General features: G+C 34.9%; 21 protein-coding genes. 8 read left to right on the forward strand and 13 right to left on the reverse strand.

The window, feature by feature from the left end; genetic code table 11:
* Positions 1-96 precede the first annotated feature (96 nt).
* Entirely contained in the window at positions 97-3006 is a 2910-nt protein-coding gene (locus FKR84_RS03210) for an FAD-binding and (Fe-S)-binding domain-containing protein (RefSeq protein WP_141420751.1), read from the forward strand.
* Between the two features lie 6 nt (positions 3007-3012).
* Here the strand turns inward: FKR84_RS03210 and FKR84_RS03215 are convergent, their stop codons facing one another.
* The gene (locus FKR84_RS03215) at positions 3013-3831 is read right to left on the reverse strand and encodes a hypothetical protein (RefSeq protein WP_141420752.1); all 819 of its coding nucleotides are present in this window, start codon (positions 3829-3831) and stop codon (positions 3013-3015) included.
* Positions 3832-3970: 139 nt separating this feature from the next.
* Between FKR84_RS03215 and aroC the strand changes: the two genes are divergently transcribed.
* Genes aroC through FKR84_RS03230 form a run of 3 tightly spaced genes read left to right on the forward strand, consistent with a single transcriptional unit; the run spans position 3971 to position 7457 of the window.
* On the forward strand, positions 3971-5035 hold the full coding sequence (gene aroC / locus FKR84_RS03220) for a chorismate synthase (protein WP_141420753.1): 1065 nt from the start codon (positions 3971-3973) through the stop codon (positions 5033-5035).
* A gap of 17 nt (positions 5036-5052) precedes the next feature.
* Positions 5053-6366 carry a dicarboxylate/amino acid:cation symporter gene (locus FKR84_RS03225; protein WP_141420754.1) on the forward strand — a complete coding sequence of 438 codons (1314 nt, stop codon included), beginning with the start codon at positions 5053-5055 and terminating at the stop codon, positions 6364-6366.
* Positions 6367-6377: 11 nt separating this feature from the next.
* Complete coding sequence (locus FKR84_RS03230) at positions 6378-7457, forward strand: endonuclease/exonuclease/phosphatase family protein (protein WP_141420755.1); 1080 nt, start codon at positions 6378-6380, stop codon at positions 7455-7457.
* On the opposite strand, the gene FKR84_RS03235 is transcribed toward FKR84_RS03230, so the two are convergent.
* Both FKR84_RS03235 and FKR84_RS03240 read right to left on the reverse strand, forming a co-directional pair.
* Positions 7454-7870: a thiol-disulfide oxidoreductase DCC family protein gene (locus tag FKR84_RS03235; RefSeq protein WP_141420756.1), complete on the reverse strand. Its 417-nt coding sequence runs from the start codon at positions 7868-7870 to the stop codon at positions 7454-7456. The two genes, FKR84_RS03230 and FKR84_RS03235, sit on opposite strands and share 4 nt — an antisense overlap.
* On the reverse strand, positions 7867-10050 hold the full coding sequence (locus FKR84_RS03240) for an endonuclease MutS2 (RefSeq protein ID WP_141420757.1): 2184 nt from the start codon (positions 10048-10050) through the stop codon (positions 7867-7869). Before FKR84_RS03240 ends, FKR84_RS03235 begins: the two co-directional genes overlap by 4 nt.
* A gap of 47 nt (positions 10051-10097) precedes the next feature.
* Between FKR84_RS03240 and FKR84_RS03245 the strand changes: the two genes are divergently transcribed.
* The gene (locus FKR84_RS03245) at positions 10098-10763 is read left to right on the forward strand and encodes a uracil-DNA glycosylase (RefSeq protein WP_141420758.1); all 666 of its coding nucleotides are present in this window, start codon (positions 10098-10100) and stop codon (positions 10761-10763) included.
* A 1-nt stretch (position 10764) separates the two neighbouring features.
* Here the strand turns inward: FKR84_RS03245 and FKR84_RS13495 are convergent, their stop codons facing one another.
* From FKR84_RS13495 to FKR84_RS03275, 7 genes are all read right to left on the reverse strand, one after another.
* On the reverse strand, positions 10765-10890 hold the full coding sequence (locus tag FKR84_RS13495) for a hypothetical protein (RefSeq protein WP_262710711.1): 126 nt from the start codon (positions 10888-10890) through the stop codon (positions 10765-10767).
* Between the two features lie 98 nt (positions 10891-10988).
* Entirely contained in the window at positions 10989-11831 is an 843-nt protein-coding gene (locus FKR84_RS03250; RefSeq protein ID WP_141420759.1) for a substrate-binding domain-containing protein, read from the reverse strand.
* The gene (gene ppk1 / locus FKR84_RS03255; RefSeq protein WP_141420760.1) at positions 11831-13879 is read right to left on the reverse strand and encodes a polyphosphate kinase 1; all 2049 of its coding nucleotides are present in this window, start codon (positions 13877-13879) and stop codon (positions 11831-11833) included. Before ppk1 ends, FKR84_RS03250 begins: the two co-directional genes overlap by 1 nt.
* 66 nt (positions 13880-13945) lie before the next feature.
* Positions 13946-14821, reverse strand: coding sequence for a nucleoside phosphorylase (locus FKR84_RS03260; RefSeq protein WP_141420761.1), 876 nt, complete (start codon positions 14819-14821; stop codon positions 13946-13948).
* Positions 14822-14852: 31 nt separating this feature from the next.
* On the reverse strand, positions 14853-15785 hold the full coding sequence (locus FKR84_RS03265; RefSeq protein WP_141420762.1) for a DUF1835 domain-containing protein: 933 nt from the start codon (positions 15783-15785) through the stop codon (positions 14853-14855).
* A 6-nt stretch (positions 15786-15791) separates the two neighbouring features.
* Positions 15792-16121 (reverse strand): translation initiation factor, encoded by a 330-nt coding sequence (locus FKR84_RS03270; RefSeq protein ID WP_141420763.1) that lies wholly within the window; start codon positions 16119-16121, stop codon positions 15792-15794.
* Positions 16122-16127: 6 nt separating this feature from the next.
* Complete coding sequence (locus FKR84_RS03275) at positions 16128-17087, reverse strand: isopenicillin N synthase family dioxygenase (RefSeq protein WP_141420833.1); 960 nt, start codon at positions 17085-17087, stop codon at positions 16128-16130.
* 162 nt (positions 17088-17249) lie between these two features.
* On the opposite strand from FKR84_RS03275, the gene FKR84_RS03280 reads away from it, so the two are divergent.
* The 3 genes from FKR84_RS03280 to FKR84_RS03290 all read left to right on the forward strand — a co-directional run bounded on the left by FKR84_RS03280 (position 17250) and on the right by FKR84_RS03290 (position 20574).
* A complete protein-coding gene (locus FKR84_RS03280; protein ID WP_141420764.1) occupies positions 17250-19250 on the forward strand; it encodes an alpha-ketoacid dehydrogenase subunit alpha/beta in 2001 nt (666 codons plus the stop codon).
* A 136-nt stretch (positions 19251-19386) separates the two neighbouring features.
* Entirely contained in the window at positions 19387-19866 is a 480-nt protein-coding gene (locus FKR84_RS03285; RefSeq protein WP_141420765.1) for a lipocalin family protein, read from the forward strand.
* Between the two features lie 12 nt (positions 19867-19878).
* Positions 19879-20574 carry an OmpA family protein gene (locus FKR84_RS03290; RefSeq protein WP_141420766.1) on the forward strand — a complete coding sequence of 232 codons (696 nt, stop codon included), beginning with the start codon at positions 19879-19881 and terminating at the stop codon, positions 20572-20574.
* Positions 20575-20836: 262 nt separating this feature from the next.
* Here the strand turns inward: FKR84_RS03290 and hpf are convergent, their stop codons facing one another.
* The 3 genes from hpf to recQ all read right to left on the reverse strand — a co-directional run bounded on the left by hpf (position 20837) and on the right by recQ (position 23942).
* Positions 20837-21142: a ribosome hibernation-promoting factor, HPF/YfiA family gene (hpf, locus tag FKR84_RS03295; protein WP_141420767.1), complete on the reverse strand. Its 306-nt coding sequence runs from the start codon at positions 21140-21142 to the stop codon at positions 20837-20839.
* A gap of 214 nt (positions 21143-21356) precedes the next feature.
* Positions 21357-21761 carry an arsenate reductase family protein gene (locus tag FKR84_RS03300; RefSeq protein WP_141420768.1) on the reverse strand — a complete coding sequence of 135 codons (405 nt, stop codon included), beginning with the start codon at positions 21759-21761 and terminating at the stop codon, positions 21357-21359.
* A 72-nt stretch (positions 21762-21833) separates the two neighbouring features.
* Positions 21834-23942: a DNA helicase RecQ gene (gene recQ, locus FKR84_RS03305; protein WP_141420769.1), complete on the reverse strand. Its 2109-nt coding sequence runs from the start codon at positions 23940-23942 to the stop codon at positions 21834-21836.
* Positions 23943-23964: the final 22 nt, after the last annotated feature.

Here is a 23964-nt window from a genome sequence, read left to right on the forward strand (position 1 = left end):
TGCGGCTTATCTTCTAATGTTTTGTTAATTTAAAATTTATTAACAAGCTTTGTTTTTCCTGCTTTAATCGTATTTTTATAAAAAATCCAATCAATTATTTTGCTAAAAGATTTAGAAACAAAACTTAACGGAAGTTTGCACTACGATAAACTTTCCCAAACCCTATATGCTACAGATGCTTCGGTGTATCGAGAAATGCCAATTGCCGTTGCTTTTCCTAAGAACACAGACGATATTAAGCAGTTGCTTTCTTTTGCAAAAGAAAAAAAGCTTAGTATAATTCCGCGTGCAGCGGGCACTTCTTTAGCGGGACAATGCGTAGGAAATGGTCTTGTAATAGATATTTCTAAACACTTTACGGAAATTATCCGGCTAGATGAAAATAAAAAGCAGGTAGTGGTGCAACCCGGCGTTATACGAGATGATTTAAATAGGTTTTTAGAAGACAGCGACTTGTTTTTTGGCCCCAATACTTCTACTTCTAACCGCTGTATGTTGGGCGGCATGTTTGGTAATAATTCTAGCGGAACCACCTCTATAAAATACGGCGTAACCCGCGACAAAGTAATTGCAGCAAAAGCGGTTTTGAGCGATGGCTCTATAGTTACTTTTGAAGAAATTGATAAAAAAGAATTTCTTGAAAAAACAAAATTAAACAGTTTAGAAGGCAGTATTTATAAAAATATTTATGAGCTTTTAAAAGATAAAGAAAACCAAAAATTAATAGAAAATAATTTTCCCAAACCAGAGATTCATCGTAGAAATACCGGTTACGCATTAGATGCACTTTTAGAAAGCGAAGTTTTTTCCAATTTGCCACAAAAATTCAATATGTGCAAATTATTGGCCGGTAGCGAAGGTACTTTGGCTTTTATTACAGAAATAACTCTACAATTAGATAATTTACCTCCCAAAAATACAGCTCTAATAGCTGCTCATTTTACAAATATTAAAGATTGCTTGCAAGCGGTAGAATTGGTTATGCAGCACTCGCTATATACTTGTGAGATGATGGATAAGGTGATTTTAGATTGCACAAAAAACCATATTAAATTTAAGGAAAGTAGGTTTTTTTTAGAAGGTGATCCGCAGGCTATTTTAATGCTAGAGGTTAGAGATAATCACACTAGAGACTTGCAAATACAGGTAGATAATTTATTAAAACTTTTACAAAATAAAACTAAAAGCTATGCTCATCCGGTTTTGCGTGGCGATAATATAGATAAGGCTATAAATCTTAGAAAAGCCGGTTTGGGTTTACTGTCTAATATGCACGGCGATGCAAAAGCTGTAGCGTGTATAGAAGATACGGCAGTAGCGCTAAAAGATTTAGCTGCCTATATTGAAGAGTTTACACAAATTATGAAACGTTTTAACCAACGCGCGGTTTATTATGCCCACGCCGGCGCAGGAGAATTGCATTTGCGACCTATTTTAAATTTAAAGGACAAAGAGCAGGTAAAACTTTTTGAGGAAATTACTGCTACTGTGGCAAAATTGGTAAAAAAATATAAAGGTTCATTAAGTGGAGAACACGGAGATGGCAGGGTAAGGGCTTCTTTTATAAAAGAAATGCTTGGCGCAGATTGTTATAGTTTATTACAAAGAATAAAGAATACGTTTGATCCGGATAACATTTTAAATCCGGGTAAAATTGTTAATCCGTTACCAATGACAGAAAATTTGCGTTATGAAGCAAATCGTACGGAACCGCAAATAAAAACCTTATTTAATTTTGAAGATACTAACGGACTTTTACGTGCGGTAGAAAATTGCAACGGCAGCGGCGATTGCAGAAAAAGTGTAGAAGCCGGCGGCGTTATGTGTCCAAGTTATCGCGCTACAAAAAACGAAAAAGATACAACCCGCGGTCGTGCCAATGCTTTACGCGAATTTTTAACGCAAAACCCACAAGACAAAAAATTTGATAACAAAGAACTAAAAGAAGTTTTAGATTTATGTATTAGCTGCAAAGGCTGCAAAAGCGAATGTCCTTCTAACGTAGATATGGCGGTATATAAAGCTGAGTTTGAATACCAATACCAAAAAGAGAATGGCTTTAGTTTTAGAAATAAACTTTTTGCAAAAAATAACTCTTATAATAAATTGGGTAGTAATTTTCCACTGCTTACCAATTTCTTTTTTTCTAATAAACTAACTAGCTCGCTCCTAAAAAAAATAGCAAAAATAGCCCCAAAAAGAAGTTTACCATTATTAGCGCGTAGAAGTTTATGGAAGCTACTCGGGCAAAATAAAATTAACTTAAAACCGGTTAATAAAATTAAATCGGTATATTTTTTTATTGATGAATTTACCAATTTTTTAGATACTACAATTGGAGTAGACGCTATAAATTTATTGGTTAATTTAGGCTACGAAGTCAAAATACTAAACCATAAAGAAAGCGGAAGAAGTTATATTTCTAAAGGTTTTTTGGAAGAAGCAAAAGCTTTAGCAAACTCGAATATTAGTATTTTTTCTAAGATAATCTCAGAAGAAAGTCCATTAATAGGTCTAGAGCCATCTTCCATCTTAAGTTTTCGAGACGAATATTTACGTTTGGCAAATAATAAAGATACAGCTGTAAAACTCTCTAAAAATGTATTTTTAATAGAAGAATTTTTAGCTGCCGAAATAAAGGCTGGAAATATCAAAAGTGACCAATTTACTACACAAAATAAAACCATAAAGCTGCATACGCATTGCCACCAAAAAGCTTTAAGTAATTCTAAGCATTCTTTTGATATGCTTAATTTACCTAAAAATTATAAAGTGCGCATTATCAATTCGGGTTGTTGCGGGATGGCGGGCAGTTTTGGTTATGAAAAAGAACATTATAAAATAAGTATGCAAATAGGCGAACATTCTTTATTTCCGGCTGTAAGAAAAGCGCCACCTGAAGTTGTTATTTCGGCAAATGGTACGAGTTGCAGACATCAAATTCTAGATGGAACGCAGAAAATAGCATTGCATCCCGTAAGTATTTTGAATGAAGCTTTACTTTAATTATTCCTAATTAAAGCTATATGAATCAATAACTTGTGATAAAACGGCGTGGTATTCTAAACTGGGTATGTTTATTTCGCTTATGGCTTCGGTAGCAATATCGTATTGGGTTTCGTTGTAAATAAGTCCAATGTCTTTTGCAAAGTAATTGGTAGAACTTATTACTTCGGTTTCATCTAACAGCGGTAGGCTTATAAAACCACCAACAATGGCGCTTATGCTCATTCTTAAACCTATTTTGGAGGTTATTACATCTGCAAAACTTTCCGTAGCAACGCTATAATTATCCAGTTTTTGGCCTTGATCTATAAAAATGTCATAGTCTATAACCAAATCAAAACTTTGTCCTTCAAAACTAAGTTCTTGCGTTATTTGATTAGAATTAGAAAATAAATTGGTTCCGGCGCTAGCTGCTTTATCATACAATTTCGCATTTTCTATACTAAATACAATAGGTTCTAGGTTTATTGGAAAAGAACCAAATTCACTTAAATCTATAGTTAAAGCGCCATTATATAGCAAACTATTGTTTTGTTTGGTTACTTCGCCATTAGTTAAAATGCTAGATGCAAAACCGGTTAAGATATCGCCTTCTCGCTCAAAAGTATAGGCGTTGTTGCCGGCATCTACTGCTGTAAGCGTTTCTGTGCCTTCTTGGTTCTCTTGTTGCTCTATGTTAAGGCGGTTAGTGTACGTCCAAGAATTATTATTTTCTAACGGATAATAATTCGCAAGGTTAGAATTTAGTACATCAGAATCATCATCAGAGCAACCTACGGTAAAAAACAATAATGTAATTCCGCAAAGAAAAAGCAGTTTTCTCATAATTTTTAAGTTTTATCAAATATACATATTCAAAGGTTTTTAAACCGCATTTTTTTATTATTGTAGAAAATAAGCGGGATAATTTAAATTCTATTTTCAGATATTGGTATAAAAAATTACATTTGTTAAAAAGCTATCTATGGCAGGCAACTCTTTTGGCAAACTTTTTAAACTAACTACTTTTGGCGAATCGCACGGCAAAGCCATTGGTGGTATTTTAGATGGTTGTCCGGCAAATTTAGAGCTAGATTTAGAAGCTATTCAAAAAGATCTAGATCGTAGAAAACCGGGTCAATCTGCTATTGTTACGCAACGTAAAGAGAGCGATATTGTAGATTTTCTTTCCGGAATATTTCAAAACAAAACTACCGGAACACCAATTGGATTCCAAATTGTAAATAAAGACTATAAATCCCGCGACTATGAACATATAAAAGATGTTTACCGGCCAAGTCACGCAGATTTTACCTACGATAAAAAATACAAACACAGAGATTATCGTGGCGGCGGTCGTGCAAGCGCACGAGAGACAGCTTGTAGGGTAGTAGCGGGCGCTATTGCAAAACAAGTAATTAGCAAGGTAAAAATTCAAGCTTTTGTGAGTGCTGTGGGAGAAATAGAATTAAAAAAAGACTTTACGGAAATAGATTTATTTGAAACAGAAAACAATCCTGTGCGTTGTCCAGATAAAAAAACTGCCGAAAAAATGGAAACTTACCTGAGAAAAATCCGTAAAGAAGGCGATACCGTTGGGGGCGTGGTAACTTGCGTTATAGAAAATGTACCTATAGGTTTGGGCGAACCTGTTTTTGATAAATTACACGCAGATTTAGCAAAAGCAATGCTTTCTATAAATGCGGTAAAAGGTTTTGAGTACGGAAGCGGTTTTGAAGGTGCTAAAATGCGCGGGAGCAATCATAACGATAGTTTTAATACAGATAGCAGCACCAAAACCAATTATTCCGGTGGCATACAAGGTGGTATTTCTAACGGGATGCCAATTTATTTTAAAGTAGCGTTTAAACCTGTAGCAACCTTAATGCAGAAACAGCAAACTATAAATAGTAAAAACCAAGTGGTAGAAATGCAAGGTAAAGGCAGACACGACCCTTGTGTAGTGCCACGCGCTGTACCAATAGTAGAGGCAATGGCTGCAATGGTTTTAACCGATTTTTATTTACAACAAAAAGCAATAACTTTATAAACGAATAGTTTTTTTATATGAAAAAATTAGCATTGCATTGGCAAATTTTATTGGGGATGGCCGCCGGGGTTGTTTTCGCTTTAATATTGACCAATTTTTCTTGGGGACCAGATTTTATTGAAGATTGGATAAAACCTTTTGGAACCATCTTTATAAACGCTTTAAAACTTATTGCGGTACCGTTAATTTTAGCATCGCTAATAAAAGGAATATCAGATTTAAAAGACATTTCTCAAATTTCTAAAATGGGAATTAGAACCATTGGCATCTATATACTTACCACTGTAATAGCTGTGAGTATTGGTTTATTGATGGTAAACGGAATTAAACCCGGGAAGACCATAAATCCCGATACACGCACAGAGCTAGTAGAAAATTACGGTGGCGATGCAGAATTAACCAGACAAAATGCACAAAAACAGAAAGAGGCCGGTCCCTTGCAGGCTTTGGTAGATTTAGTGCCCGAAAATATTATTGGCGCAGCCGGAAAAAATTCTAATATGCTGCAAGTAATATTCTTTTCTATTTTCTTTGGAATTGGACTTATTTTAATACCTGAAAAAACTGCCAAACCCGTAAAAGATTTTTTTGATGGCTTTAACGAAGTTATTTTAAAAATGATAGACATTATTATGCTTACCGCTCCTTACGGCGTTTTTGCATTGTTGGCGGCTTTGGTGGTAGAAGCTCCAAGCGCCGATCTTTTTGCAGCTTTAGGAATGTATGCGTTAACCGTTGTAATTGGTTTAGCTCTAATGATTGTAATTTATACTTTACTAGTTTGGATTTTTACCAAACGTAAACCAAGTTTCTTTATAAACGGTATATCGCCAGCGCAATTACTTGCTTTTTCTACAAGTTCTAGTGCGGCAACTTTACCGGTAACAATGGAGCGCGTAGAAGAACATTTGGGAGTAGAAGAAGAAGTAGCCAGTTTTGTCTTACCTATTGGCGCTACCATAAATATGGATGGAACCAGCTTATACCAAGCAGTTGCCGCCGTTTTTATTGCCCAAGCATTTGGAATAGATTTAAGCATTGGGGCGCAATTAGGCATTATTGCTACTGCAACTTTAGCATCTATTGGTTCTGCCGCGGTACCCGGCGCAGGAATGGTAATGTTAGTTATCGTGTTGGCTCAAGCCGGAATTCCGGAAGCCGGTTTGGCACTTATTTTTGCGGTAGACAGACCTTTAGATATGTGTAGAACTACTGTAAATGTTACCGGAGATGCAGCAGTGTCTATGATGGTAGGAAAATCTGTAGGAAAACTTAGAGATAAACCCATTATCAAAAATTGGGACGATAATTATCCTAAAAATAAAAGTTAAAAACAGTCTCTATGCAAACCCTAGAAATTATCGTCTTAGTTTATGCGGCAATAATGCTCATACCAACTTTGGCTTCTATAACAAGAATAGACCAGTGGTGGATTCGTGGATTTGATTTTCCTAGAATACAAATTTCGGTACTGATTTTAGTGGGTTTGTTGGGGTGTTTATTTTTTTTAGACTTTGATAAATACCTGCATTTCTTTGCAGCCGGATTATTAATCTACAGTTTAGGATATCAATTTTATTATATTTACCCGTATACTTATTTGGCTAAAACAGAGGTGTTTAAATACAATCCGCAAAGCGAAAAGCGTAATATTTCTGTTTTGGTAAGCAATGTGCTAACTCCAAATAAAAAATATAATAAGCTTATAAATTTGGTGCAAGAAAGAAAACCAGATATTCTTTTAACCTTAGAAACCGATAAAACCTGGGAAAAAGAATTAGAAGTATTAGAAAAAGATTACCCTTATACCGTAAAGATACCGCAAGATAACCTTTACGGAATGCATCTGTACTCAAAATTAGAATTGAAAAATATTGAAGTAAAATATTTGGTGCAGAAAGATATTCCTTCTATTCACGGCGAAGTTATTTTAGATGACGATCAAAACACGGCAATAAAAATTCATTGTTTGCACCCAAGACCGCCAAGTCCAACAGAAAGTGATACCTCTACTGCTCGCGATGCAGAACTGCTTTTGGTTGGCGAAAGTTTAAAAGAGGTTCACGATAAAACCTTGGTTTTTGGAGATTTAAACGATGTAGCTTGGTCACGAACTACAAAATTATTTCACGAGATAAGCGGTTTTTTAGATCCGCGAATTGGCAGAGGTTTTTATAACACTTTTCATGCTGATTATCCTTTGCTTAGATGGCCGTTAGACCACGTTTTTCATTCGCACGATTTTACTTTAATAGAGATAAAAAGAGAAAAATCTGTCGGGTCAGATCATTTTCCTATGTATTTTAATCTGAATTTAGAACCAAAAGCTAAAGTAGTGCAAGAAGAGCCGGAGCCCGATAAAGAAGAAGAAAACTGGGCAAAAGAAAAAATAAAAGACGGCCAACCCCGACAAATGGTTTAAGCCAAAAATTTTTTCTGTAACTCTGGCGTAGGAATGCGACAATTTTCTCTTTTACCATACCATTTATAGCGTTTACGAGCCACCAAATCATAAACAGCATCGCGCAAACCTTCTGGCAAATACAAGAAAAGACCTAAGGTAGGATAAACGCCAGATAGTTCTTTTGCTATATGCAAAGCCGCAGAAGATTTTAAATAATAAGCATTTCCCGGATCTATTAAAACTATAGAATCTGTTTGCAAAGAATCTATACCGCGCTCTTCCAAAAGTTTTTCGCCTATTTCACTTTGTAATGGGGCAAATCTAAAAACGTCTTTTTTATCTTTGTCAATAACAAAATTGATGGCATTGTTGCACAAATTGCAAACGCCATCAAATAATATTATTTTTTTATTCTCTAAATTTTGCTTCATTTTTTTGCGCGTTCTACCAATTCTAGTTTAGACATATCTACCTCTGTGGTAAACATACCATAATTTACAAAAGCCTTCTTTTTCTCTATTTTATCTATGCTGCCAACGGCGCGACTGTCTTCTAATCTAACCCTATCGTTTACTTTAAAAGAAGTAACTTTTTTCGCGGCTGCTTCTTTTTCAATAGCTTTTTCTTTCTTTTTTTCTTCTTTCTTCTTTTTCCTAATTTCAACAACCTCTTTTTGAGCTTCTTTTTCCAGTTGCTTTTTTTGTTGCTCTTGTTGTTTTTTCTGCTTTTTATTTACTTTTTTCCGTTTGGAATTTTCTATAGCAATTAGCTTTAAAAATTCGCCAATAAGGTTTTTCTTGTTTTTGTTATTGAAGAAGTTTTCAGCTAAAGAATCTATTTTTTCTCCCAAATGAATCATTCGTTGATTGCTATCGTAAAGCTCTTGAAAACCTTCTAACTTTTGCTGAATTCTTTGGTTGGTTTCTTCTAATTTTTCTTTTTCTTCTGTAGCTTTTTCTTCTTTCTTTTTTAAGGCGGTAGTGGTTTTATTTAATTTAGAACGTTCTTGCTGTAATTTTGCAATGCTTTTATCAAACCGTATTTTACCACGTTCTACCTTCTTTTTAGACCTATTTATCAAACTATACGGAATGCCGTTTTTTTGGGCTACTTCAAACGTAAAAGAGCTTCCGGCTTCACCTAAATGTAATTTAAATTTTGGTTCTAAAGTCCTGGCATCAAAAAGCATATTGGCGTTGCTAATACCTTCTGTCTCGTTGGCCATCTTTTTTAAATTGGCGTAATGCGTGGTAATTATTCCGTAGGCATTTTTCTCGTAGAAAACTTCTAAAAAAGTTTCGGCTAAAGCTCCGCCCAACTCCGGGTCGCTTCCTGTACCAAATTCATCTATTAAAAATAAGCTTTTGTCGTCTACCTTCCTAAGAAAATATTTCATGTTTTTTAAACGATAGGAATAAGTGCTCAAATGATTTTCGATACTCTGATTATCGCCAATATCTGTCAAAATCTTGTCAAAAAAACACATTCTACTGTATTCGTGAACCGGAATAAGCATACCGCTTTGCAGCATTATTTGTAAAAGTCCAACGGTTTTTAAGGTGATACTTTTACCGCCGGCATTTGGTCCCGAAATTACAATTATCCTGTTATCCGGCTGTAAATTTATGTCCTGCGGAAAGGTTTCTTTATTAGAATTTTTATTGGTAAGATACAATAATGGGTGATAAGCATCTTTTAATTGTAACTCTCGTTTTTTAGTGATTTTCGGAAGAATAGCTTGCATACTTTCGGCATATTTTGTTTTTGCCGATACAACATCTATAGCACTTAAATAAGTTTGATAATCTATCAATAACTCACGATAAGGCCTAATTTCTTCCGTTAAGGTTTTTAAAATACGCTTTACTTCTTCGTGTTCTTCATATTGTAAATTGTTGAGTTCTCTAGAATGCTGCAAAGTAACTTCCGGCTGAATGTAAACAATTCTTCCCGTTTTAGAGTTGCCCAAAATAGAACCTTTTACTTTGCGCCTATGCATAGCAGAAACCGCTAAAACCCGCACATTTTCTACCACAGATTCTTTAATTTCGTCTAAATACCCAAAGCTGTTGTATTTTGAAAGTTCGATAGAGAAACTAGAATTTATTTTTCCGCGCACGCGATTAATAGCGCGACGGGTTTGTTGTAAAAGGGGAGAGGCATCATCTTTAACTTCTCCAAACCTATTTATAATTTTATCTATGGCATCGTTTATAAACGTAGTAAACTCAACCGTCTCGGAAGTTTCATAAAGCTTCGGATAAATTTCTTGGTACTTTTTAAAAAAGCGTTTATGTGTATTTACCGTTTGTGCAATAAAACCAATTCTTCTAATTCCGTTTATTTCTAAAATTGTGTTCTTAATATTTAACAACTTTATTTCTTCCGTAATGGGATCAAATCCGTGATTGGGAATGGTGCTTTCTTGTAAAGCAGAAGATTTATACTCTTGGGTTTGCGCCAAGCTAAATCTAATTTCTTTTTCGGTAGGGAAGGGGCGTAATTTTAGCGCTTTTTCTTTACCTAAATCTGTTACGCAATATTGGCTAAGTTGCCCGCATACCACAGGAAACTCTAAATCTTTTAATGTCTTGTCTGTTATTTTTATCATATAAAAAATTTCCTACTTTCGTAGCTGCGCAAATTTACATAAATATTATGAAGGTTGAGATTGAAGAAAGTTGGAAAAAGCAACTGCAAGAAGAGTTTGAAAAAGATTACTTTAAAGATTTGGTGAGTTTTGTAAGAGAAGAATACAAAAACCATACTTGTTTCCCCAAAGCGCAAAATATTTTTCAAGCCTTTGATTACTGTCCGTTTAACCAAACAAAAGTTGTAATTATAGGGCAAGACCCTTACCACGGCGAGCACCAAGCACATGGTTTATGTTTTTCTGTATACAGAGATGCTAAAATTCCGCCTTCTTTGGTTAATATTTTTAAAGAAATAAAAACCGATGTAAATACAGAACTTCCGCCAAACGGAAATTTAGAACGTTGGGCAGAACAAGGTGTTTTATTACTGAATGCTGCACTCACCGTACGTGCACACGAGCCAGGAAGTCATCAAAATAAAGGTTGGGAAAAATTTACCGATGCAGTGATTAAAAAAATATCTTCTGAAAAAGAAGGAGTGGTTTTTTTGCTCTGGGGCGGATTTGCAAAGAAGAAGAAAAAACTGATAGATGCTAAAAAACATTTTATTTTAGAAACCGGACATCCTTCGCCTTTAGCGGCAAATAGAGGTTATTGGTTTGGAAATAAGCATTTTAGTAAAACCAATGAAATTTTACTTAAACAAGGAAAAAAACCAATAAAATGGTAGTTTATTTATCGCCAATGGAGACTTGATTTTGCGTAGTTTCTGAAGTTTCTTCTGAATTTCTACTAAATAAAAAAAGTAAAACGGTAATTACCAATAACACCGCCAAAACACCTAAAAAAATAATCATAACAGATAAATACTTTGGTTCGTCTATGCATTAGATGTTAAGGTAAACAAAAAGTTGCGTTAAAAAAACCTTTAATTTCAAAAAAATAAAAAATTAACTTAAATAAGTTCTTCGTAAGACATTTTTTCACCGATTAAACCTAAGTCTTTTAACTGGTTTTGTGTGTCTTTTACTTCGTCTTTGGATATTTGTTCTTGGCTCCAAGAGGTTAATCTTAACCATTGATTTACATCTTCTAATTCTAAATTATATTTCTCAGCAATTTCTTTTGTTAAGTTTTCTCGTGACTTAAGTTCTTTGGTAACGCTATTTATTATTTTCAATAAAGTACTTACCGATGCTATGTTATTTTTATAATAATTTTCTCTGGTCGCCAAAACAAAGCACGGCCACGGCGTTGGCACATCTGCAACTTTTCTAAAAATACCTTTATCTACAAAAGGTTTGGTGGTAAAACGCTCCCACATAAAATATTGCGCCTCATTATTTGGCAGAGCTTCTAAAGCGCCATCTAGATTATTTATTACTTTAAAATCTAACGCGCCGGTATCCCAATTTTGTTCTTTGGCATTTACATAAGCCAACAAGTGCGAACCGGAACCATATCTACTTATAGCAGCTGTGGTGTTTTCTAATTCATCTAAATTATGGTATGCCGAATTAGCCGCCACGTGAACGCCCCAAATTAAAGGACTACCAATAAATTTCTGTAAAATCTTAAAATCTTTACCTTCGTTAATCTTTTTAATTACACCTTCGGTAAGAATTACGGCCAAATCTATTTCTTTGTTTTCTAAAGCTTGCGACATTTGTCCTGTGCCGCCGGGAAAGTCTTTCCAAACTAAATTTATACCTTGTTCTTTAAAAAGATTATTTTTTATTGCTAAATGCCAAGGGTAATTAAAATGCTCTGGCACGCCACCAATAGTTATGGTTTTCATTACGTATTCTTTTCTTTTAAATACTCGTATATTTTATATTGTGATCTTATTCTAGAAGCAGAATTATCTACTACATAGTCGTTGGTTTCTGCTTCGTCTTGTATTCTTGCTTTTACATTATCTGCAAGCTGAATATTTAATATGTCTTTTATTTCTTCCGCTACAGCGTTATCATAAATTGGCGTTAAAACCTCTATGCGCCGGTCTAGGTTACGCGTCATCCAATCTGCGCTTCCTATATATAAATATTCGTCGCCATCGTTATTAAATAAATAAATACGACCATGTTCTAGATAGCGATCTAAAATACTGGTCATATAAATATTTTCGCTCAGCCCTTTTTTACCCGGAATTAGACAAGTAAAACCTCTTACCAACAATCTAATTTTAACTCCTTTTTGACTAGCCCGATACAAAAGATCTATGATTTCTGTATCTTCTAAACTGTTCATTTTGGCAGTAATTTGCGCTTTTTTACCTTGTTTAGCCAAATCGATTTCATTTAAAATCATTTTGGTAAATTCTTGGCGCGTATTAAAAGGAGAGACCAATAAATTTTTGGTTCGCGGAATTATTAATTCTCCTTCCAAAACTTTAAAAACCCGGTCTAATTCTTTACTGATTTTTTTGTGCGCGGTAAACAAAGCGTGATCGGCGTAAATTTCACTGGTTTTACTGTTAAAATTTCCGGTGCCAATATAAGCATAACCCACTTTTTGATCTTCCTCAATACGATGCACCAATAAAATCTTGCTGTGTACTTTTATTTTAGGATAACTATAAATTACCCTTGCGCCTTTTTCTTCGAATTTTTTACCCCATTCTATATTGTTTTCTTCATCAAAACGGGCTTTTGCTTCTATAAAAACCGTAAGATCTTTGCCGTTATCTAAAGCTCTCAATAATAAGGTAGTTAGTTTAGATTCGTCTGCAACGCGGTAAAGGCTTATTTTAATTTCTACTACTTGCGAGTCGTTGACGGCTTGTTCTAAAAATTTTTCTAAATAAGAAAAAGACTGGTAAGGATAATGTACCAATTGGTCTTGCTCGTAAATAGTTTTAAAAAGATTGCTAGAGTTTTCTAAATTTTTCTGCGGAAGCGGCGGCAGTTCCTTAAAAAATAATTCTGGTTTACTTTTGGGTTCTGGCAGCTCAAAAAAATCGCTTAGATTATGATATTTACCGCCCGGCATCATATCTATTTTACCCAAGCCCAGGTGTTTTCTTATTTTTTTCTGTAAATCTTTGGGCATTTCTGCATCATATAATAAACGCGTAGGTTGGCCGTCTGTACGTTGTTTTAAGGAAGCATAAATTTTTTCGGCCAAGACACCGTTGTATTGATCGTCTATATACAATTCTGCGTCTCGAGACATTTTTACTTCGTAAATACCGCTTATTTTAAACTTAGGAAATACCTGCTGCATTTGTACGCGCAAAATCTCGTCTATAAAAGTAATTTCTAAGTTTTTACCGGCATTAGAAAATTGGTAGAAACGTCCTACTTCTTCTACAGGAATATTTACCAAACCTGCCTTATCGGAATTAGAAAAGCTTACAAAAAAATAAATAGTGTTGTTTTCTAAGAAAGCTTTTTTTTCTTCCGTAAAGTCGATGATTTGAGGCGCTAAATGCGATTTTATTTTTGATTTAAAAAAATCTTCGGCTTGTTCTAATTGCCTTTTTTTAAAATCTTCTTGCTCTAGTAAATAAATATTGTTTTCTGCCAGTTCCGGCAAAATTTGATCATATAAAATATGGCCAAATTCTTTTTGGTGTTCTTTTACCCTGGCAATAATTTCTTTTACTTTTCTAGAGGGTTTTAAAGCCAATTTTTTTCGAAGGCTCTTTTTTATTTTTTTAATTTGTCGCAGCTGTGATACCCGAACGCGGTAATATTCGTCTAAGTTTGAAGAAAATATAGCCAAAAATCGTAAACGTTCGTAAAGCGGATTTCTTTTATCTGCAGCTTCCTGCAAAACCCGTTTATTAAAACTTAGCCAATTAAGATCGCGGTGCTTTACCCTAGTCTCAATAGGTTCATCCATATAAAATATATTTGTTTAAAAATACGCAATGGCAGTTAGCTGCGTTTCTAATTTTTTGTTAATAAATTATAATTGCGCCAGTTTGTTTAAGCTATAACGAATAAGGTTATCTACTGCTTTTTTGGGGTTTTCACTAAAATTACCGTTTGCACGGTTAGCAATAATTGCGTTTATGGCAACAGCGCGATGCCCTAGTAATTTAGAAAGACCAAAAATTGCGCTGGTTTCCATTTCTAAATTGGTTACTTTTTTGTCTTCATAATTAAAAGTTACCAGTTGATCTATAAAATCTGGATCTGAAACTTTTGCACGCAAAACACGACCTTGCGGACCGTAAAAACCAACATTGGTTCCCGTTATGCCTTTATAAACTTTATCTTCTTGCGACAACAAATTTATCAAATCTTGGCTGCCATCTACCATATATGGTGTGGCTTTTCCTGCTTGTATTTTTAAATGTTTATTTATTGCCGCGGTATAGGTTTGGTTTATTACTTTTTCTGCTTCGTAATAATATAATAATCCGTCAAACCCTAATCCTTTTTCAGAAACCACAAAAGAATCTACCGGAATATCTTTTTGAATAGAACCAGAGGTGCCAATTCTTACAAAATTCAAACTTTTAAGGTCTTTTTTCACCTCGCGTGTAGTTAAATCAATATTGGCTAATGCGTCTAGTTCGTTAATTACAATATCTATATTATCTGTGCCAATTCCGGTAGAAATCACCGTTAAGCGTTTACCTTTATAGGTACCGGTTTGCGTGTAAAACTCACGTTTCTGCACTTTGGTTTCTACTTTGTCAAAATGAGCCGCAACGCGTTCTACACGAGCGGGATCTCCTACCGTAATAATTGTGTCTGCTATTTGCTCTGGTCTTAAATTAACGTGGTATATACTACCATCTGGATTTATGATTAATTCTGACTCTTTAATTTTCATACTAAAATTTTTGTGTGGAAAAAAGAAGCTTTTAAAGCTTCATTAAATTATGCGTTTGTGTGTTGTAGAGGAAGTCGTATTTACCAACGCCACCAAACTGCATATCGTCTTTTAAGGTTCTATAAAAACTTTTTGTTTTATTTATTACCGCAAGACCTTCTTCTGTAAGTTGTAATTTATTTTCACTTTCGTAGAAAAAAATATCTATTTTTTTAAGAATGCGCTGCATTTGTATTTCGGTATAACCGTAATAACCTTGATATTCTAAAGCATAACCCAACAATTGCTTGCGATTTTTAATCGTATTTTTTGTAACGAGTTTTAAAATATTGGTCTCTGCCGAATTTAAACCGGTTTTGTAATGCGGGAACCGCTCAATATGTGCCCGTATGCAACTAGACAAATACTCAAAATTGGAGGTTCGCTTAATTTCGGGTTTTAATTTAATAGGATTTTTCTCGCAATACAATTTCCAAATCAAAACCGCCTGTTCTTGGTCTTGATCGTTTAGGTTAATACGGTGTTTATAATGTTCTTTAAGTTGCGGCAGCTTTAAAGCAGAAAGCGGTTGTTTACTTTTCTCTTTTTCTAGCGGTCTACTACAAACCAAATAAACAGGAATAGTGGGTTTGTATTTATTGATTAGATGCAAGGCCGCTATCATATTTACATGGCAAAACAAATCGAACTCAAACCAAAGAATAATTTCTTTATAGTTTTCTAAGCGCTTAAATTTTTTGATTTCTTCTACAAAATTCTTTTCATAATCTGTTGCAGAAATTCCGTAATATCTTTTCAAAAAATCTTTTCGTTGCTTTATAAACTTTTCGGAATCTATATCTTTTGTTGTGGGACCTTCGTTAAGCATTTCCCGCCAAATAATATGTTCTCCTTCAATTTTAAGCGTCTTGATTTTTTTACCAAGGTTATCGCTGTTAACTATGTGTAATTGTTTTTTTGCCATCTTTTGCTAACCGCCAACCCGTTTTACTTTAAAACCTTTTTCTTGCAACATCTCCATAATTTGCGGCCGGTAATCTCCTTGTATAATTATCTTGTCGTTTTTAGTTGTGCCACCAACGCCCAAAGTGGTTTTTAGCTCTTTAGCAAGCTTTTTAAAATCTTTGTCTGCGCCGGTATAACCATCTATAATGGTAACCGGTTTTCCTTTTCTTTTTTCAAATTTACAGAGTAAAGCATCGTCTTGCAGCCATAAATCATCTTTGTTTTTTTTGTCGTCTTTTTCCGGAGGTGGGGTATGCTCCGGAAAAAGGTTTTGAAGTTGGTCTTTTAAATCCATACCAAACTATTTATCATCTTCTTTTATAAGTCCAATTTCTACCAAACGCTGGTGCAAAAATTCGCCGGCAGTAATATCTTCATACTGCTTTGGGTTATCTTCGTCTATACATTCTTCTAAGCAGTTTAATTTCATTTCGCTTCTAGGGTGCATAAAAAACGGGATAGAATAACGGGGTTCATCCCATTCTTCTTTTGGCGGATTTGCCACCCGATGTATTGTAGAGCGTAACTTATTGTTGGTAAGCCGTTCTAACATATCGCCAACATTTATTACCAACTCATCGTCTTTTGGTATGGCATCAATCCATTCGCCATCTTTACGCAAAACTTGTAAGCCGCCGGCAGAAGCTCCCATTAAAAGGGTAATTAAATTTATATCGCCGTGAGCTCCGGCTCTTACTGCTCCTTTTGGTTCTGTTTCTATTGGCGGATAATGTATTGGTCGTAAAATGCTATTACCGTTGCTTGCCCAATGGTCAAAATAATCTTCTTCTAAACCTATGTAGAGTGCTAAAGAGCGTAATACATAAATTCCGGTTTTTTCTAACATTCTATAGGCTTCCATACCTACGCTGTTAAAATCTTTAAGTTCATCTACCTGAACGTTTTCAGGATAATCCTCTGTTAGGTTTGCGTTTTCATCGGGAATTTGCCCAAAATGCCAAAACTCTTTTAAATCGCCTTCTTTTTTACCTTTTGCGTGTTCTTTTCCAAAAGAAATATAACCGCGCTGTCCGCCAAGACCTTCTATTTCATATTTTTCTTTTACTTCTAAAGGCAAGTCAAAAAAGGCTTTTACTTCTTTATAAAGTTCCTTCACCAAATCGTCACTTAAAAAGTGGTTTTTTAAAGCTACAAAACCTATTTCTTCATAAGCATTACCTATTTCTCGTACAAATTTTTGCTTTTTATCGGGATCGTCTGACAGAAAATCAGATAAATCTACGCTGGGTATATTATTCATGGCCATCTTAAAAATACTTTTTATAATCTAAGTTAAGAAATTTATGCAATTTACGAAGTTAATTAAAGATTATGGTCTGCTGTAGATAAAATCTGCTTTCAATTTTAAATTTAAGTATCTACCAAATAATATTGTTAACTTTGGGTTTTTAATTGATATACTATGAATATTACTGAAGCAACCCTGATTAATTATACCAACACCAAATTATCTGCACAACGTCTTAAAAAACTCTATTTTCAGATGCTTAAACCACGTCTTATCGAAGAGAAAATGCTTATTTTACTTCGGCAAGGAAGAATCTCTAAATGGTTTAGCGGCATAGGACAAGAAGCTATTTCTGTAGGCGTAACTGCTTGTTTACAAGAAGATGAATATGTTTTGCCCATGCACAGAAACTTAGGGGTTTTTACTACCAGAAACATTCCGCTGCAGCGGCTTTTCTCGCAATGGCAAGGCAAAGCCAATGGTTTTACCAAAGGGCGCGACCGTAGTTTCCATTTTGGTACGCAAGAATTTAAAGTAATTGGTATGATCTCTCATCTTGGTCCGCAAATGGGCGTGGCAGATGGTATTGCATTGGCGCATAAACTGCGTAAAGAGAAAAAACTAACCGCTGTTTTTACCGGAGAAGGTGGCACAAGCGAAGGCGATTTTCACGAAGCTTTAAACATTGCTTCGGTTTGGCAATTACCTGTTTTGTTTTGTATAGAGAATAATGGTTATGGCCTATCAACACCTACTCACGAACAATATTTCTGTAAAGATTTGGCAGATAGAGGAAAAGGTTATGGAATGGAAGCGCATATTATAGACGGCAATAATATTATAGAAGTAGTAGAGCAGGTAGAAAAAATTGCACAAAGCGTTAGAGAGAATCCGCGTCCGGTATTAATAGAATTTAAAACGTTTAGAATGCGCGGCCACGAAGAAGCCAGCGGAACAAAATATGTACCAAATCAATTATTAGATGATTGGGCAAAAAAAGACCCGATAGATAATTTTAAAAACTTTTTAATTGCTGAAGGTATTCTTACCGAAACAGAAGATGAAACAGAAAGAAAACAGATAAAGAAAGAAATTAACTCTAATTTAAAAATTGCCAACGAAGAACCCGCAATTAAATCTTCCGTAAAGGAAGAATTACAAGATGTTTACAAAGCCCACGAGCCCGAAATTTTAGAACCTGGTAGCGAAACGGAAAACATTCGGTTTGTAGATGCAATTTCAGAAGGTTTATACCAAGCTATGGAAAAGCATGAAAATTTGGTATTAATGGGACAAGATATTGCAGAATATGGTGGAGTTTTTAAAATAACCGATGGTTTTGCAGAGCGTTTTGGCGTGGACCGCGTGAGAAATACACCTATTTGTGAGTCTGCTGTAATTTCTGCAGCAATGGGACTTTCTATAAATAAAATGAAAGCCGTGGTAGAAATGCAATTTGGTGATTTTGTTTCTTCCGGGTTTAACCCAATTGTAAATTATTTGGCAAAAGTGCATTACCGTTGGAACCAAAATGCAGATGTTGTAGTAAGAATGCCTTGTGGCGCAGGTGTTGGGGCAGGACCGTTTCATAGCCAAACAAACGAAGCTTGGTTTACCAAAACCCCGGGTTTGAAAGTGCTATATCCGGCATTTCCTGCAGATGCTAAAGGCTTATTAACCGCCGCAATAGAAGACCCAAACCCCGTAATGTTTTTTGAACATAAAGCCCTTTACAGAAGCGTTCGGCAAGAGGTTGCAAAAAATTATTATAATTTACCTTTAGGGAAAGCAGCCAAGTTAGAAGAAGGTAACAATATAAGTATTATAACCTATGGTGCCGGCGTGCATTGGGCCTTAGATATTGCAAAAGAATTACCGGATATAGAACTCGATATTATAGATTTAAGAAGTTTGCAGCCGCTAGATAAAGAAAGCATTTTCGCTTCCGTAAGGAAAACAGGAAAAGTGCTTATTTTACAAGAAGATTCTATGTTTGGTGGTTTGGCGGCAGAAATTTCGGCATTAATTGCACAAGAATGTTTTGAGTATTTAGATGCGCCAATAAAAAGAGTTGCAAGCATAGAAACCCCAATTCCATTTGCCGCTAATTTGGAAGAAAAGTATCTGGCTAAGAATAAATTGCAAGAAAGCTTAGAAGAATTAATGGCTTTTTAAAGATGCAAGGTTTAAAATCTTGTTTTAGCTAATTTTTAACAAGTTGGCGTTAAACATTCTTAATTATTTTTAGAAAATACCAATCGATTTTAAATTTGATGTTAATTAAGAATTGTATAAACTAACCTTATTCTTTATGAAAAAAATAGCAATTTTATTACTAATAGCCGTAATGGGCTCTTGTGCTTCTACCAAAGTAGAGCGGCAAGCAGAACGTACTTTTAAGGGAGATTGGACGTTAACCAAAATCACGTACCCTAACAGTTCTGGCTTTGTAGATGTTAACATGTTTAACGATGCATCTGCCAATTGTTTTAGAAACTCAGATTGGAGCTTTATCTCTAACAATAACAAAGGGTCTTATATACTTAGCGGAACTAATTGCAGCAGCCAACCGCAAGAATTTGTGTGGTCTGTGCAAGAAGTGCAAGCCAATTCTAACACCTTTAATTTTACTTTAAAGCCGGTTGATGATGGTGAAAATGCCCGTAAAATAGATACAGGTTTTAGAATGAGTTTAGTCAACTTATCTGAAAATGCTATGGTGTGGGAACAAAATGTAACCTACAACGGAGAGCCTTTTTTAATACGCATGCAGTTTAATAAAAAATTCTAAAAAAACATTATTATGAAAACGATATTTAAAAAACCTTTGGTTGTCCTAATTGCTTTAGGTTTAACCTTTTCTGGTTGTGAGGCCATAAAAAACTCTAATAATACACAACGAGGCGCTGCCGCAGGAACCGCCGGCGGAGCAGTAATTGGTGGTGTAATTGGTAACAATGTTGGCGATGGAGATAACACTGCTTTAGGCGCTATTATTGGTGGTGTAGTTGGTGGTGCAGCCGGAGCCTATATTGGAAACCGAATGGATAAACAAGCTAAAGATATTGAACAGCAAGTGCCGGGAGCCGAAGTTACACGAGTTGGAGAAGGAATTAATGTGACTTTTGACGAAAACAGCGGAGTCTATTTTGCTACCGATAAACATAATATAAACGATAAATCGCAACAGTCTTTAGATAAGCTTGTCGGAATTTTTAAAGAGTATCCGGATACTAATATTTTGGTAGAAGGACATACAGACAATACCGGACGTGAAGCTTACAATATGACCTTATCTAAAAAAAGAGCGAGCTCTGTAACAGATTATCTCGTAGCTCAAGGAGTTGCTGCAGATAGGTTTACCACAAAATGGTATGGTGAAACTCAACCAAAATACGATAACTCTACTGTAGACGGAAGAGCTAAAAACAGAAGAGTAGAGTTGGCAATTATCGCTAACGAAGACTTAAAAGAAGAAGCAAAACAAAAAGCAAATTAAAAGTTTTGTATCATAAAGAAGTTTAGAGAAACCGAGCAATTAAGCTCGGTTTTTTTTATTTATAAAGTGCAAAATGTTAATGAAATTTTCGTTTTTGTAGTTGACACTATTGGTTGTAGATCTTTAAAATGGGTAAAGACGCTTAAAGAAAAACACAACTAAACTGGTATTGTATTAAATGAGAAATCCCATATAAATAAATATATGGGATTAGCTTTATAATACCGAAAAGTTATTAATTACAACACTTTTCAACTGTACGTTATAAATGCGTACTCATTTTTTCTTTCTTTTTCTGCAATTGGCGTTTTAAATCGTTAATGGTTTTACTAAGTGCCATATCAAAATTTTCCTCGTTAGAGGAAGCAAAAATTCTTGGGCCGGGTACACTTAATTCAATTTCCACAATTCTTCCTTTTTGATTAGAGGAAGATTTTTCGGTTTTGTAATATACTTCGGCGCTAACCAGAAAATCATAGCGCTCTTTTAATTTACTTAATTTCTCTTTCGTAGAATTCTCCAAGCGTTCACTCGCTTTTACGTGAACATAGTTAAAGTTTGTATCCATAGTATAACTTTTAAATTGAGTTATAAAGATACGTCCAAATTTACAGGAATCCCAATAATTTAATAGACTTTTAGCACCATAGCGTATATTTATTTTATTCCCTGTAAAGGATTAAAATGCAGCAATATTTTAGTTAAGTTTAAAAATTTAGGTATAAAAAAATCTTGTTACCTTAATAGATAACAAGATGATTTTTATATAGTATTCTGTTTGCTTATGGTTGCGGAATGTCTCCTGTATCCGGATTGATTAATTTTCTTAAATCTGTAGATTGCTTTGCTCTAATTGCGCGTTGACCACGCACAGCAATAGGATACACCAAAGTTTCTGGGTTTTTCTCCAATACTTTTAAAGCATCGTCTGCATCTAAATTTACATTGTCCTCTCCGTAAGTTTGTTTAAAAACCGGATGGTCTGTAGCAATTAATTCGCTTACCTTACAATTTAAAAGTTCTGCTACTTCTGTCCATTCTGTAGCAGCAACTTTGGTTTCTGTAATGTCTATTGGTAATAATTGCGCTCCGGAGGCTTCTGCGTGCGCGCGTACTTTTTTGCCCAACTCACTGGTTCCATCATAATAAAGAATTAATTGGCGTTCGTTTTTTGCTAATATTGTCATTTTTCCTTTTTTTATTAATTGATTTTTAAAAATAAAACCTTGTAAGAAACGTAGCAAACTTTTAGCTTAGGTTTATGAATTTTCTTTCTCTAAATAGGCAAGACATAACCTAATTACCGCATAATCTATTTTCTCTTCAAAAAATTCAAAATAAGGTTTAAGCGCGGTGTCCTCTTTTATTTCTTTTTTTGCTGCCCTAACTTTCTCTATCTGTTTTTCACTAATAAATTGTAAAATATCTATAGGTTTTCCTTTTTTATATAAATGCCCGAGATGCGAATAAATTGTACCCTCCTTAAGGTCTCTTATTTGTACGATTTCTTTTATAGTTTTACCTTCCTGTAAAAGTTTATAGGTCTTTTGATAGGTTGTAGCTTTTTTATCATTTTTAGCGCGATTAAATTTTTGTATTTCGGCTATAAATATGCTTCCGTAATTTTGCATTTTATACTCGCCAACGCCGCTTATTGCCAAGAATTCGCTTTCACTTTGTGGTCGTTCCCGTTCTATTTCTTTTAAGGTAGCATCAGAAAAAATTTGATAAGCGGGTATATTTTCTTCTTGCGATAGACGGTAGCGCAATTTTCGCAATTGTTCAAATAGAGTAGAGGTAGTTTTAGAAACACTTTGCTTGCTGCTTTGCGCTTTTTTAGAAGCAATGTCTTGTGGTTTGGTTAATTGAACCTTTTGCTTTCTAAACAAAACTTCTTTTGCATAGGGCGTTAATTTTAAAGCGTTTTTTTCGTGAAAAGCAATCTCACAATAACCTTGATTTATTAATTGCGTAATATAATGTTGCCAATCCCGCCAACTTACATCTTTCCCAATTCCGTAGGTTTTAAGACTGGAATAATTTTTATTTAAAATCTCTTGATTTCTAGCACCACGCAAAACATCTATTACTGTATTGGTAGACTCGCTTTCGCGTAATCTGGCAATGCACGATAAAATTTTCTGTGCTAAAATGGTGCCGTCAAAAAATTCAGGCGGATTTTTACAAACGTCGCAATGACCGCAGTTTTCCGGTAAAAACTCCCCAAAATAACTCAGTAAAATTTTTCTTCTACAATCTGTGGCGTCTGCAAATTCTTTAATTCTATCTAACTTTGCATTTTGCAGTTCTTCATTAACTGCTCCTTCCGTAAACCTTCTTAATTGCACCACATCTGCATAGGTGTGAAAAAGCAAAGCTTTAGATGGCAAGCCGTCTCTTCCTGCGCGACCTATTTCTTGGTAATAACCTTCTAAGTTTTTGGGTAAATTATAATGTATTACAAAGCGCACGTTAGATTTGTCTATTCCCATTCCAAAGGCTACGGTGGCGCAAACAATTTTTACTTTGTCAAAAATAAAATCTTCTTGTACTTGGTTGCGGTCTTCAAAACTTAAACCGGCGTGATAGGCGGTAGCACTAAAACCTTTATTTTGAAGTTTTTCTGCCAGTTTTTCTGTTCCTTTCCGGCTTAAACAATAAATTATACCGCTTTCTTGTTCTCTGTTTTCTATAAAATTAACAATTTGCTTTACGCGATTGGCAGCGGGCCGCACTTCCAAAAAGATATTCTTCCGATCAAACGAACTTATAAATTGCTTGGCATGCGGTATGTTGAGCTGCTTTACAATATCATGCCGCGTAGCCTTATCTGCAGTTGCTGTTAAGGCGATAACCGGTACTTGCGGTAAAGATTTTTTTAAAAACCCCAATTGCTGGTAAGACGGTCTAAAATCGTGCCCCCAAGAAGAGATGCAATGGGCCTCATCTATGGCAATACAACTCACGTAGTTGCTATTTAAAATATTGTTTAAACCGCCCAAACTTTCTGGTGCCACATACAGTAAATCCAATTCTTTTTTAGCCAGGCTGTTAAGAATAGCATCTTGCTCTTCGTAGGTTTGACTGCTGTTATAAAATTCTGCTTTTACGCCGTTGGCCTTAAGTCCGTCTACTTGATCTTTCATCAAAGCTATAAGTGGCGAGATTACAATACAAACCCCATCTAAAAGTAATGCCGGTAGTTGGTAGCAAATAGATTTCCCGCCACCGGTTGGCATAATAACCAATACGTCTTCTTGGTTTAAAACAGATTTTATTATTTCTTCTTGATTTTTACGAAAACTATCGTAACCAAAATATTTTTTTAAGGTTGGCAATAATTGCTGTTGCAATGCGGTAACAGGCATAACGGTAAATACTTATAAATTA

This window comes from Haloflavibacter putidus, from assembly GCF_006546625.1.
Classification (GTDB): domain Bacteria; phylum Bacteroidota; class Bacteroidia; order Flavobacteriales; family Flavobacteriaceae; genus Mesonia; species Mesonia putida.